Source organism: Nocardiopsis trehalosi NBRC 14201 (genome assembly GCF_001552555.1).
GTDB classification, from domain to species: domain Bacteria; phylum Actinomycetota; class Actinomycetes; order Streptosporangiales; family Streptosporangiaceae; genus Nocardiopsis_B; species Nocardiopsis_B trehalosi.
In genome coordinates, this window is sequence record NZ_BCRK01000009.1 from 52,160 (window position 1) to 65,601 (window position 13,442).

The following is a 13,442-nucleotide window of genomic DNA, read 5'->3' on the forward strand; positions in this document are numbered from 1 at the left end:
GGTCCTCAGTGCCGCTCGCGCGCGGAGGAGCGTCCGGTGACGGCGAGCACCCCGCCGACGACGACCAGGAGCACCCCGGCGACGACCAGCACGGCGGGCAGCGTGGTGCGCAGCAGCGGGAGCGTGGTCATGCCCTGCTCGGCGTCGCTGATCTGGCCCTCGACGGTCTCGTCGTCGAACTGCAGCACGCCGTCGAACAGCACGAGGCGCTCCTCGCCGTCGACGAAGGCGCCGCGGTGCTGGTCCTCGCGCAGGTTGATGGGCGAGCCGGTGGTGGGCTCGATCCAGTAGGTGCGGGTGACGCTGTACATCTCGTCGGTGGTGACGTCGCCCTCGCCGTCCATGTCGAGCAGGGAGCGCGGCAGCGTGCGCTCGCCGACCTTGGTCAGCTCCACGACCTGCTCGAAGCGGTAGGTCTCGACGCCGTTGACGTCCTCCACGCCCTGGAAGGCGATCGGGAAGGTCTCCTGGGCGGTGGTGTCGAAGAACTCGTAGTCCCGCTGCTCGGTGGAGAAGGGGAACTTGAAGACCTGCCCGGTCTGGGTGACGCTCTCGTCGTTGACCGACGCGTCGCAGCAGTCGACCGCCTCGCCGGAGACCCGGTCGTGGCCGGCGCGGCGGGTGGTGGACTGGATGGCGAAGTCCCGCTCGACGTCCTCGACCCAGGTGAACTGGTCCCACACGACCGTGTCCTCGTCGCTGGCGGCGACGTCCGCGCGCAGGGTGGTGTACGCCTCGACCGTCGCGCCCTCGACCGACTCCAGCTCCTCGGCGCTGAAGTAGGTGACGTCCTCCCCCCGGTTCACGGTCTCGTTGTAGTAGTCCATGGGGGTCTTCATCAGGGCGCTGGCCATCCAGAAGCGCAGGAGGGGGGCCAGGACCAGACTGAAGACCCCCAGCGCGATGCAGACGACCGCGACGGTACGGCGCATGAGCCCTCCAGGGCGAACCGGGTCAGATCTGGAACTTGCTTCATTTTGAGGTAGAGTACTTCCCCACGGTGCGCAACGTCACCAGGGCGTGTCTGAATTTTTATAACAGGTTCTAGTCTGGCGTGAGGGCGGTGCGCGGTCCGCCACCCGGCCCTCGCCCGAACCCCCGGCCCCACCGGAAGGCTCCTGTGCCCGCACCCTCCCCCGCGCCGCCGCCCGCCCCCACCGCCGCCGAGCGGGCGCTGCCGCGCGTCCGGGGCCACATCGAGGCGCTCGACGGCATCCGCGCGCTGGCCGCCCTGATGGTGCTGGTGTTCCACGTCGCCATCGAGTCCGGCGCGGCGCTCGCCCCGGGCGTCGGCGGGGCCCTGCTGTCCAGCGGCGAGCTGGGCGTGCCGCTGTTCTTCGCGCTGTCCGGCCTGCTGCTGTACCGGCCGTGGGCGCGGGCCGCGCTCGACGGCACCCCCGGTCCGGCGGTCCGCCCCTACCTGTGGCGCCGCGCGCTGCGCGTGCTGCCCGCGTACTGGGTGGTGGCCGTGGTGGCGCTGCTGCTGTGGTCGCGCGAGCACCTCGACTCCGTGCGCGCCTGGGTCGAGGTCCTCACCCTGACCTTCACCTACAACCGCGACCCGTGGTGGGTGGGCACCGGACCCTACGGCCTCGGCCAGATGTGGAGTCTGTGCGTCGAGGCGAGCTTCTACGTGCTGCTGCCGGTGTTCGCGGCGGTCCTCGCCCGGCTGGCCGCGCGCGGGGGCGGCGACGTCGACGCCCGCGCCCGGCGGCTGCTCGCCGGGCTGGCCGCGCTGTCGGTGGTGGGCGCGGCGGCGCTGATCCCGCAGTTCTACCCCGACCCGCGCGTCTACCTGCACGCGTGGCTGCCGCGCACCCTCGGCATGTTCGCGGTGGGCATGGCCCTCGCGGTGGTGTCGGAGTGGGCGTGGCGCGAACGCGGCCCCGACGGCCCGGTGCGGCGCTTCTGCCGGACCCTGCCGCGCGCGGCCGGGCTCTGCTGGGCGCTGGCCGGGATCGTCTACCTGCTGGCGTCGACGCCCGCCGCGGGCCCCCGGTTCGTCGGGGTCGACGGCGTGTGGATCTCGCTGGTCAACCTGCTCACCTCGATGGGGTTCGCGTTCTTCGTCATCGCGCCCGTCGCGCTGATGCCGGCCCGGACGGACGCCGCCGGGGGCGGCGCCCGCGTCGCGGCGCTGCTGGCCCACCCGGTGGTGCGGTTCCTGGGCCGGGTCTCCTACGGCATCTTCCTGTGGCAGTTCGTGGTGCTCTACCTGTGGCGCGACTTCACCGGGCAGGAGATCTTCACCGGGTCGTTCTGGCTCGACGTGGTGCCGGTCGCGGCGGGCACGGTGCTGCTGGCGGCGGCCACCCACCGCTGGATCGAGGAGCCGAGCCGCCGCTGGTACGGCGGGATGGACCGGCGCCGCCGCCGGCGGCGGGAGCTGCGGGAGCGCGACCGGGTCTGACCGGCGCCCCGGCGGCCGGTCAGCCGTCCGCGTCGGCCTCGGCGTTCCCGCCGTCGCCGCCCGCCCCGCCGTCGCCGCTGTCCTCGCCGCCCCCGTTGTCCGCGCCGGACCCGCCGTCCCCGCTGTCCTCGCCCGCCGCGTTTTCGGCCCACGGGTCGCCGTCGGTCTCGGGCACCAGTTCGCCGTAGGTCACCCACCGCATGCACAGCGCCTCGGCGTCGGTGTGCAGCAGCAGCCGGTTCCCGGCGCCGGCCAGCGGCAGGTACCAGACGCCGCCGTCGGGGGCGGCGGGCAGCCGGGTGGCCTCCCACGCCTCGCCGACGACCGCGTTGACCTCGGTCTCGGTCTCGGCGGAGTAGGCGATGGCGAGCACCATGGTGGGTCCGCCGAGCGACTCCACCGGCCACACCGCCTCGCCGCCGAAGGTGGTGATGCACTCCTCGTCCTCGGCCGGGCCGAAGAAGGCGCTGCCCTCGGCCGGGCGGGCGCCGACGAGGTACCCGGCGTCGTTGAACACCAGGGCGGCGGCGGCCGGCTCGGGGTCGCGGATGCGCTCGGCCACCCCGGGGGCGGCGAGCGGGCTGAGCACGTGCGAGCTGAGCCGGCGGGCCCCGTTCCACGGCAGCACGATGTCGTCGGGCACGGGCGTCGGGTAGATCCCGGCCTCGGCGGGGACCTCGCGCAGCGACCCGCGCACGGTGTCGAGGTACCAGCGCACCCGATCGCCGCTGAGGGTGTCGGCGAAGGCGTAGGTGGAGTACCCGCCGGCCAGGGTGAACGCGAGGGTGGCGGCCGTCCCGGCGGCGGCCGCGGTGCGCACCCGCCCGCTGGGGACCCGGCGGCGGTAGACGTCGCGCTCCTCCCGGGCGGGCAGGTAGGCGAAGGCGAGGCAGAGCGCGAACACCATGGCGGCGTCGGCGACGTAGCGGGGGTCGTAGCCGATGACGTCCTGGTAGCGGCCCCGGGCGACCAGGGTGGGCAGGATGTCGACCACGACGAGGTAGCCGGCGAGCAGCGCCCACGCGCGCCACGACCGGCGGCGCAGCAGCAGGCTCCCGAGCACGACCGCCAGCAGGACCGCCCACGCCGCGGCGACCACGGTCGCCGACGGGTTGAGCAGCCCCCCGGCGGGGGTGACCGGCCCCCACTCCCCGGGGCCGCCGACGGCCCCGGCCGGGAACGTCTCGCCGAGCATCCGGCGGACCATCGACAGGGCGGTGTCGCCGCGCGGCACCCCCGCCCCCTCGCCCTCGGCGGTGTCCTGCCGGGAGAGGTAGAGCAGGCCGTGGCCGACCGACAGCAGGGCCATCCCCACCCAGAACGGCATGTCGCGGTCGAGCGTGCGCCACACCACCCGGGGGAACCGGCCCGGCACCAGGAAGGCGGCGGCCACCGCGAACAGGAACGGGGGCAGGAACAGCCCCTTGACCGAGAACGCCATGCCCAGCACCACCGCGCCGGCGGCCCACCACCCGTAGCGGCCCTCGCCGGTGCGCAGGTGGCGGACCGTCCAGAGCAGGGCGAGCGCCATGGCGAGCTGGAAGGGGACGGCGTTCAGCGCGGCCGACCACCAGGCCAGCACCGGGATGGTCAGCGGCGAGAACAGGTAGACGGCGAGCGGGGCGATGATCGCCCACCGGCGCCCGAAGACCACCCACAGCAGCCGGAACACCGCCGCCGCGGCGCCCGCCTGGAAGGCGAGCATCACCCCGGCCGTGAGCCCCCAGTGGTAGGGGGCGATGGCGGTCTGCACGTAGGCGAGCAGCTTCGCCCCGGGCATGAGGTGGCCCTTGTGCAGGTCGGTCAGGTAGGTGACGGTGAGGTCCGAGGCGCCGGCGTCGGCGACGAACAGGAAGTCGTCCTCGATGAAGTACGCCGAGCGCAGCACCACGATCTTCAGCGCGAGCGACACCAGCACCAGGGCCGCGCCCACCAGCACCACCCGGTCGCGGGCGCCGCGCGCCAGCGCGGCGGCGGCCCGGCGGGTCCACGGGGGGCTGCCGTCGGGGTCGGGGCCGCCGTCGGGACCGGGGTCGGGCGCGGCGGTGGGCGCCGTGTCCGGGCCGGTAGATTCGGGGGCGGGGCGGCGCGGTCCGGCCGCGGGCCGCGCGTCGTCGGACTCGGGCATGCCGCTCACTTCCCCGGACCCGTCGCGGGCCGGTTGACGCCACCACACAGAGGGGTGTCACAATACAACACGTTCCACATATTGCTGCGATGGTCCTCGCAGGTCCATAGCAGTGGGGCAATTCAAACAAGAACCGGGTCTAACCCCGGATCGCGAGCACCATCGGGGGTGCGGCGTGGGCCTCGACGAAGTACGCGCGGACTGGACCCGGCTGGGCGCGGACGCCCCGCTGTGGGCGGTGTGCGTCGACCCCGCCAAGCGCGACGGCGGCTGGGACGACGACGAGTTCCTCGCCTCGGGCGCGCGCGAGATCGCCTCCGCGCTGGAGCGCCTGGACGCCCTGGGCCTGCGCCCCGAGGGCGGGCGCGCCCTCGACTTCGGGTGCGGGGCGGGGCGGCTGTCCAACGCGCTGGCCGACCACTTCGACGCCGTCGTGGGCGTCGACATCTCCGCCCCCATGCTCGCCGAGGCCCGCCGGCTCGACCGCAGCGGCGGCCGGATCGAGTTCCGCCTCAACGACGCCCCCGACCTGGCCGGGCTGCCCGACGCCTCCTTCGACCTCGTCTACACCGACCTGGTCCTCCAGCACCTGCCGCCCGCGCTGGCGGCGGGCTACGTGCGCGAGTTCGCCCGCGTGGTGCGGCCCGGCGGGGCCATGGTGATCGGCGTCCCGGCGCGGGAGCGGCGGACGTTCAAGGGGCTGGTGTTCCGGTACGCGCCCTGGCCGGCGATCCGGTTCGCCCAGCGGGCGCTGCTCGGCTACCCGGCCCCGATGCGGATGCACCCGCTGCCCGCCGACCGGCTGGCCGCGCTGCTGGCCCCCGCCGGCGCCCGCATCGCCGCGTCCGACCCCTACTGGGGCGGCGACCACTGGGAGCACCTGCGGCACTACGTCGCGGTGGACGGGGGCGCCCGGTGACCGCCCCCCGCACCGCCCCCGCGCGCCCCTTCCGCGCCACCCTGGGCCGGTCGGTGGCGCTGTTCTCGGCGTTCCGCCGCGAGCAGACCGACCCCGACCACTTCTACGGCACGCTCGCCCGCGACACCGTCGCCCAGCTGCGCTCCTACACCCCGCTCGACGGGGCGGTGGTGGTCGACGTCGGCGGCGGCCCCGGCTACTTCGCCGACGAGCTGCGCGCGGCGGGCGCCCGCTGCGTGTGCGTCGACGCCGACTCCGCCGAGCTGCGGCTGCGCGACGGCGAACCGCCCGCCACCGCCGTGCTCGGCAGCGCCCTGGACCTGCCGGTGCGCACCGGGACGGTCGACGTGTGCTTCTCCTCCAACGTGCTGGAGCACGTGCCCGACCCGCCGCGCATGGCGGCGGAGATGGTGCGGGCCACCCGCCCCGGCGGCACCGTGTACCTGTCGTACACGCTGTGGCTGTCGCCGTGGGGCGGCCACGAGACCTCGCCGTGGCACTACCTGGGCGGCCGCTACGCCGCCGAGCGCTTCGCCCGCCGCAACGGGCGCCGCCCCAAGAACGACTTCGGCCGCACCATGTTCGCGGTGTCGGCGGCCGAGATGATCGCCTGGGCGCGGGCGCGCACCGACGTCGACGTGGTCGACGTCGTGCCCCGCTACCTGCCCGCGTGGGCGCGGCCGGTGGTGCGTGTGCCGCTGCTGCGCGAGATCGTCACCTGGAACCTGCTGCTGGTGCTGCGCAAGCGCTGAGCGCCCGCGCGGGCGGTCAGCCGGCCTCCCGGGCGGCGTCGCGGTCGGCGCCGGGTTCGGCGCCGTCGGCGGGCGGCGCGGCGGCCTCCTCCCCGGCGGCCGCGCGGGCGGCGGCCCGCCGGTCGCGCGCCGCCACCGCGGCGGCGAACGCGAAGGCGGCCGCGGCCGCCGCGCCCAGGCCGACCGGGCCCCAGGTGCGGGCGGTGAGCAGCACCAGACGGGCGGCGCGCGCGTCGGCCGTGAACGCGGCCACCTGGTCCTCGGGCATGGTGAGGTCGGCGTCGAGCAGGACCCGCTCGCCGGAGCCGGTCTCGGGACGCAGCGTCTCGTGCCGCAGCTCCCGGGCGTCGACCACGCGCCCGCTGACCGGCTCCACCCAGAAGGTGCGGCGCAGCTCCAGCCAGCGGGTCGCGGTGACCGTGCCGGGCCGGTCGCGGCCGAGCGTGCGGGCGGGGACCTCGCGCGCGGAGTCGGGGATCTGCGTGGCCGCGAACTCCTGCACGTAGCGGCGGACCGGCAGCCCGCCCACCTCGTCGTGGCCGTCGAAGACCATGAGCGGGGCGGCGCGGATGTCGGCGTCGTAGAAGGGGTACTCGTCGGCGGTGGCGCCGGCGGGCCACCACAGCACGAGCCCGGCCTGGCGGACCGCGCGGTCGCCGTCGACGTGCTCGCCGCAGCAGTTCACCGCCTGCCCGGTGGTGCGGTCGACCACCACGCGGCGGTCCAGGTGGCCGATGACCGCCTCGCCGGCGGTGTCGACGGTCACCTCCCACACGCTCCAGTCGGGGTCGCCGGGGCTGACCGCGCCGCGCACCTGGGTGCGCTGCACCACCTCGGCGTCCTCCACGGTGCGCCAGGTGGCGGTGTCGAGGTGGTCGGCGGCCTCGTCGAGCAGCCGCATCTCGGTGGTCACGGTGGCGGGCAGCACGGCGATGCGGTCGGCCACGTAGAACCGCAGCAGCAGGGCGAGGGTGAGCAGGAACGCGCCCGCCGCGAGGAGCAGCACGGCGGCGTCGCGGCGCACCGCGCGCCGGGCCGGGCCGGGCGGGCGCGGGGGGCGGGGGCGGACCACCGGGTCGGTGTCCGGGCCGGTGGTGTCGGGGGCGTCGGTGTCCGCCGGGGGTCGCGGGCCGGTCATCAGGCGGTCACCTCCGCGGAGGGGCGGTCGCGGTCGGCGCCGCCGACCGCGACCGGGGGCGCGGCGTCCCGGGTGTCCTCGGGCGGCGGCGCCCCGCCGGCGGGCGGCGCGGGGTCGGAGATCTCGCCGAGGGCGATGACCAGCCGGGCCAGCGCGGGCAGGCAGCACAGCTGGGCGACCCAGCCGCGCAGCGGTTCGTTCAGCAGCTCGCTGACGTCGTGGAACGGGAGGTGGAGCGCCACGTAGGTGCCGGCCGCCATGGACAGCCCGGCGCAGCCGAGCGCGACCGCCACCGTCCACGGGCCGGCCAGCCAGCGCAGCGGCCGCCCGCCGAGCGCGGGCCGCTCCGGCCGGGCGTGCCGCAGCCGGGACGAGGGCGCCCGGCCCAGCCACCACACCAGCAGCATGGCCCCGCCGACCACCGCGGCCCCCGCGGCGCCCGCCACCCACGCGCCGTAGAGCGGCCCGGCGGGGACGAGCACCGCGCGGCCGACCCGGCCGGGCGCCGCGGCGGGCAGCGCGGCCGCCCGCCCGGGGTCGGCCCGCCGCGCCTCGGGCGCCGCGGCGGCGCCGGCGGCGAGGGCGGTCGCGGACGCGGCGGCAGCGCGGCGGCGCGAACGGGGCCGGCGCTGGGCGAGGACCACGACGGCCAGCGCCAGCACCGCGCCCGCGCCGAGGGCCGCCTGGTAGGGGGTGTTCGGGGCGTAGGTGAGGGTCACGGTGCCCTGCGCGCCCTCGGGCAGCCGCCACGCCTGCTTCCAGCCGTCGAGCCGCACCGGCTCCAGGGGCGCGTCGGCGCCCTCCAGGTCGGCGCGCCAGCCCTCGTTGAAGTTCTCGTTGACGACGAGGAAGCTCGCCTCGTCGACGTCCACCTCGAACCGCCGCTCGTCCGGCCCCCACGCGGACAGGGCGGCCACCGGGGCGGTGTCGACGTCGACCGGGGCGGGCGCGTCGGCGGACTCCACCACGGCCGAGCGGACCTGGTACTGGTTGCCCGGCTCGACCACCACCCGGTTCTCGCCGTCGGTGAGGCCGACGTCGGCGCAGCTCTCGTAGCGCAGCGGCGCCCCGTTGAGGGTGTCCTCCAGGGTGCCGTCGGAGATGCGGGTCTCCACGCGCTCGCCGTTGACCCGCAGCACTGGGCCCAGGCCGCAGGCGGTGGTGGCGTCGCCGTCCTCGACCGGCTCCAGGGGGTCGACGTCGGGCAGGGTGATCCCGGCGATCTCCAGCGGCTGGTCCTCGGGGCGGTCGAAGGTCAGGGTGAGCTCGTCGGCGGTGAACGGGGCGAACCCGACCCAGCCGTTGCCGTCGAGCCAGCCCTCGCGCACGGTCGACCCGGTGTCGGCGGTGACCCGCACCGGGCGGGTCATGCTGTCGGGCCGGGGGAAGTCGACGCTCAGGCCGTCGATCTCGGTGTCCCGCCCCAGGTCGATGCGGAGGGCGGGGTCGTCCTCGTCGGGGTCGGGGTACCAGACGGTGGCCGGGTCGGCGTCGAGCGCGTTGCGGCCCATGGCGGCGGGGTGCTGCACCGACGTCGAGGAGGAGGTCACCTTCGGGTAGCCGGAGGCGCGGTTGGCGGCGTTCTCGACGTCGCGGGGGTCGGTGACCACGGCCTGGCCGGTGATGCGGTGGGCGCCGTCGGCGGCGTCGCCGGTCATCTCGAAGGTGCGGTCGAAGGTGTAGGCGTCCTCGCCCTGCACGGCCAGGTCGGGGTTGCACGTCCACACCTGGGAGCCCTCCATGCACCCCGGGACGGTGCCGGTGGCGCCGGTGAGCAGCACGGTCCCGGCGCCTTCGACCCCCGGCACGCGCAGGGTGCGGGCCGGGTCGAGGCCGGGCAGGGTGATGCCGCTGATGCCGACCCGGGTGCCGAACCGGTACTCCGGCTCCCAGGCCAGCTCGTCCACCCGGACGCGCAGCGTGGACGTCGCCCCGCCGGGGGCGGTGAACTCCTGGGGGTCGCCGGTCGCGGCGACGGCGGCGGTGGCCTCCCCGCTGTCGGTGGCCAGGGTGATGCGCGAGGGCGGCGGTTCGCCGGGGATCTGCTCGAAGGCGATGGTGAGGTCGCCGACCTCGCGCGGCTCGGTGAACTCGATCTCCAGCCACTGCCCCACGGCGCCGGTGAAGCCGCTGGAGCGCCACGAGGTGTCGGCGGCGTCGTCCAGCGCGGCGAACGGCATCCGACCGGGGTCGCGGGTGCCGGGCGAGGCGTTGGCGCCCGCCTCGGAGGACGACGCGGTGACCGCGGCGACGCCCTCGTGCTCGGCGACGGCGGTGTAGTCCGCCCAGGCGGGGTCCATGATGTCGGGCGCGGGGGTGTCGCGCTCCGGTTCCTCGTCGGCGGTGAGCGTGTTGCTCACGTTGCGCCGCACGTCGGGGTAGACGATCTCGCGGCGCCGCGAGGTGTCGGTGACCACGGTGTCCTCGGGGGCGATGTCCTCGGCGCCGGGGTCGTCGCCGAGCAGGACCGGGCGGTCGTCGTCGAGCAGCCCGTGCTCGGCCATGCCCAGCAGCGCCTCGGGGCCGCCGGTCACCCGCAGGGCGTCGGCGGCGGGCACGGTGCCGACGGCGGGGGCGGCGCCCTCCACCGCGTACACCTCCAGCGCCCGGTAGGGCTGGTCGTACCACTGGGCGGCGCTGTGCACCTCCAGGGAGCCGACCTGGGGGCCGAAGGAGGTGGCGTGCTCGATGCCGGGCGAGGCGGCGAGCGCCTGGTGCACCCGGGCCGGCCAGCCGCCGTTGTTGCCGGTGCGCTGGAGGTCGTTGCGGACGAGCAGGTGGGTGACGCCCATCCGGGCGAGCGTCGCCGACAGCCCGGCCGAGCCGCGGCCGGAGGAGATGCGCTGGTCGATCTCGTGGGACAGCCGGGAGGCGCCGGCCGACCCCCACGGGATGATCTGCTGGTTGGTCCAGGCGCCGCCGTCGAGCAGCGGCTGGAGCGGTTCGTCCATGGGCCGGCCCCACAGGTACTCGCCGCGCGCCGACCCGGGGACGGCCATGGTGGTGCCGTCGCGGCCGTTGGCGTCGAGCCAGGCGGCGGCGTCGTACCAGTAGTCGGGGATGCGCTCGAACCCGCCGCGGGTGGCCACGCCGACGGTCGCCATGGGGGTGAGGGTGGCCAGGAACGCGACGGCGCAGGCGCCCGCGGCCACCCGGCGCACCGTGCCGGGGTCGGGCGGGGCGACCCGGCGCGGCGCGGTGGGATCGGCGGCCGCGGCGGCGCGGCGGTCGGCGGCGTCCAGGCCGAGCACCACGGGGAGCTGGGCCAGGCCCAGGACGACCGGCAGCCGGATGAGCGCGTCGAACTTGTGGATGTTGCGGAACGGGCTGAGCGGGCCGTCGAGCAGTTCCCGCATGAGGGGGGCGAGCGGGCCGGTGAGGGCGCCGGTGTGCCCGGCGACGACGATCGCGGTGCCCGCCAGCAGGGTGGAGATGAGGAACACCCGCTCGGGGGTGCGCCGGTTGATCAGCCCGGCCAGGCCGAGGCCGGCGACCAGGGCGGTCGCCGCGACCAGCCAGGGCTCGGTCGACAGCTCGGCGCCCGCCGGCAGCGCCGGCTGGCCCTGGGTGGGCACGAACCCCATCCAGTTGGAGGTGCCGCGCAGCGCGTTGACCAGGGAGGTGACGCCGGTGGTGGTGGCCGCGTCCTCGGTGAACGGCATGAACGAGTAGACGTAGCGGCCCATGATCAGCAGCGGGACCAGCCACCAGAACGACACCAGGAACAGGGCGAGCAGCCACCACCCGAGCAGCCGCCGCTTGCGCGGTCCCCGGGCCCGGGTCAGCAGGTAGACGAGCGGGACGACGAGGACGGCCAGCTCCGACGCGGCGTTCGTGCCGCCGCAGAACAGGAACGCCACCCCCGACAGCATCGCCATGCGCCGCGGGCTGTACCCGTGCCGCGTGCCGAGGACGAGCGGGAGCAAAATCCACGGCAGCAGCATCATCGGCTGCAGCTCGGCGGAGTTGTAGGACAGCAGGGTCAGCACGCGGGGCGCGAGGGCGTAGGCCACCCCGGCGAGGATGCGCGTGTGGGTGGTGCCGATACCCAGCGCCGCCGCCACCCGCACCGTGCCCAGGAACGCGGCGCAGAGCAGGACCGCCATCCACACCCGCTGCACCATCCACTCGGGCATGTCGAGCGCGATCAGCAGCGCGTGGAACGGCCCGTTGGGGAACAGGTAGCCGTACGCCTGGTTCTGGATCTGCCCGAAGTAGGCGGGGTCCCACAGGTGCAGGGCCCGCTCCAGGAAGCCGAACGGGTTGATCGTGAGGTCGATCTTGGTGTCGCCGACGATCATCGGCGGGTCGAGGCTGAGCGCGACGGCGGCCAGCAGCAGGCAGACGGCGGCGTGCTTGAGCCGGCGCAGCAGCACCGGGTCGCCTCCTGCGGGGGTGTCCGGCCCGGAGTGGTCGTCCGTCGCGGCGGGGGCCTCGGGCCCCTCGGGGTCCGCGGGGCGGGGCGGCGCGGCCGGGGCGCCGGTGCGGTCGTCGGCGCGGTGGCCGCCGTGCGCGCGGGGGGTCCGCGCCTCCGGGTGCCCGCCGTCGGCGGCGGGGTCCTCGTCGGAGTGGGGCAGGGTCACGTGTCGGCCTCGGCGGGGACGGGTCCGGCGGCGCCGGAGCCGCGGTCGGCGGCCCGCGGGTCGGCGAGGCCGGAGGCGATGAGTCGGGTCATGGCGGTGCCGCTGCGCTCCCAGGTGAACCGGGCGGCCCACGCCCGGCAGGCGCGGCGGATGCGGGCGGCGCGCACCGGGTCGGCGAGTTCGGTCAGCGCGCGGTCGACGACCTCGCTGAGGTCCTCGCCCTCGCGAACCAGCCAGCCGGTCTCCCCGTGGCGCACGGAGTCGCGGAGGCCGTCGACATCATAGGCGACCGTGGGCACGCCGAGCCCGGCCGCCTCGATCACCGTCAGCCCCCACCCCTCGAACTCCGAGGCGGTGACGTGCAGGACGGACCCGGCGAGCACGGCGTTCTTCTCCGCCTCGGGCAGGAACCCGTGCAGCCGGACGTGGTCGTGCAGGCCGTCGCGGCGGATGCGCTCGGTCAGCGCCGCGGTCTCCGGGCCGCGCCCGACGACGTGCACGCGCAGGCCGGGGCGGGCGGCGCGCAGGTCGGCGGCGACGTCGAGGACCCGGGTGACGCGCTTCTGCACGACGAGCCGGCCGAGGCTGACGATCGCGGGCGCGCCCATGTCGCGGGCGGCGGGGGTCGACGGGTCGGCGACCGCCTGCACGGGCGGGGCGCCGTTGTGGATGACGTGGATGGGGGCGCGCCAGCGCAGCTTGTCGCGCATCGCGGCGCGCGAGGACTCCGACACCGTGACCGTGTCGCAGGACCGGTAGACGCGGCTGGCGACCCGGCTCTCCACGAACCGGCCGAACCAGGCGAGGGGGCGGCTGAAGTAGGCGTTGAACTGGAGGTCGTGCACGTGGTGGACGACGCTGATGACGCGCGTGCGGCGCGGCAGCACCAGCCGGGAGAAGAAGGGGATGCCGTTCATGCAGTCCAGCACGGTGTGGAACTCGCGCCGCCACAGCAGCAGCCACAGGGCGACCAGCGGGTAGACGGTGAACCGGCTGCCCATGCGGCGCACCACGATGCCGTCGCGGGTCTCCACGCGGGCCTGGCCGGGTTCGCGGCTGGTGAGGAAGGTGAGGGTGGCGCCGCGGCCGGCGAGGTGGCGGGCCATGCGCCAGGCGTACTCCTCGGCGCCGCCCGCGGCGGCCTGCCAGGGGTCGCGCCAGTTGATCAGCAGCACCCGGACGCCGTCGAGGCGCGGTTCGGTGTCGGGGGCCGACGCGGGCTCCGGCGGCGCGGCGGGCGCGGGGCGCGGGCCCGGGAGGGGGTCGGCGGCCAAGGCGGCCTCGGGGGCGGCGGCGGGCACGGCCCCCGGGGCGGCGGCCGCCGCCCGCCCGTAGGACGGGTCGGGGAAGAGGGGGGACTGCTGGTAAAGCACCATGCTCTCCTGTTCCGTCCGCGGACCCCGGCGCGCGTGGGCACGGCGGTCGGCGCGGCCGCTCCCCTGGGGGCGGGGGCGGCGGGGCCGGGCGGGGTCTGAGCACCGCGGGTGCGCGCGGCCGCGGAACGGGTCGCGG

The 13,442-nt window shown here is 76.1% G+C and carries 8 protein-coding genes; 3 read left to right on the plus strand and 5 right to left on the minus strand.

The genetic code is table 11. The features are described from left to right. Positions 1–5: 5 nt before the first annotated feature. Positions 6–932 carry a DUF3068 domain-containing protein gene (locus NT8_RS03125; RefSeq protein ID WP_067964024.1) on the minus strand — a complete coding sequence of 309 codons (927 nt, stop codon included), beginning with the start codon at positions 930–932 and terminating at the stop codon, positions 6–8. Positions 933–1,120: 188 nt separating this feature from the next. Here NT8_RS03125 and NT8_RS03130 point away from each other — a divergent pair, with 188 nt between their 5' ends. Beyond that, positions 1,121–2,410, plus strand: a complete 1,290-nt coding sequence (locus NT8_RS03130) for an acyltransferase family protein (RefSeq protein WP_067964026.1) — start codon at positions 1,121–1,123, stop codon at positions 2,408–2,410. A 19-nt stretch (positions 2,411–2,429) separates the two neighbouring features. Here the strand turns inward: NT8_RS03130 and NT8_RS03135 are convergent, their stop codons facing one another. Continuing rightward, positions 2,430–4,538 (minus strand): hypothetical protein, encoded by a 2,109-nt coding sequence (locus NT8_RS03135; RefSeq protein WP_067964028.1) that lies wholly within the window; start codon positions 4,536–4,538, stop codon positions 2,430–2,432. 175 nt (positions 4,539–4,713) lie between these two features. Between NT8_RS03135 and NT8_RS03140 the strand changes: the two genes are divergently transcribed. After that, entirely contained in the window at positions 4,714–5,457 is a 744-nt protein-coding gene (locus tag NT8_RS03140) for a class I SAM-dependent methyltransferase (RefSeq protein ID WP_067964030.1), read from the plus strand. Continuing rightward, a complete protein-coding gene (locus NT8_RS03145; RefSeq protein ID WP_067964032.1) occupies positions 5,454–6,209 on the plus strand; it encodes a class I SAM-dependent methyltransferase in 756 nt (251 codons plus the stop codon). Before NT8_RS03140 ends, NT8_RS03145 begins: the two co-directional genes overlap by 4 nt. Before the next feature lie 16 nt (positions 6,210–6,225). Here NT8_RS03145 and NT8_RS03150 read toward each other — a convergent pair whose 3' ends face one another. From NT8_RS03150 to NT8_RS03160, 3 genes are all read right to left on the minus strand, one after another. Further along, positions 6,226–7,347 (minus strand): DUF3068 domain-containing protein, encoded by a 1,122-nt coding sequence (locus NT8_RS03150; protein WP_174549514.1) that lies wholly within the window; start codon positions 7,345–7,347, stop codon positions 6,226–6,228. After that, positions 7,347–11,723 carry an alpha-(1->3)-arabinofuranosyltransferase gene (locus NT8_RS03155; protein WP_157515478.1) on the minus strand — a complete coding sequence of 1,459 codons (4,377 nt, stop codon included), beginning with the start codon at positions 11,721–11,723 and terminating at the stop codon, positions 7,347–7,349. Before NT8_RS03155 ends, NT8_RS03150 begins: the two co-directional genes overlap by 1 nt. A gap of 203 nt (positions 11,724–11,926) precedes the next feature. Then, complete coding sequence (locus NT8_RS03160) at positions 11,927–13,303, minus strand: glycosyltransferase family 4 protein (protein ID WP_394326562.1); 1,377 nt, start codon at positions 13,301–13,303, stop codon at positions 11,927–11,929. Positions 13,304–13,442: the final 139 nt, after the last annotated feature.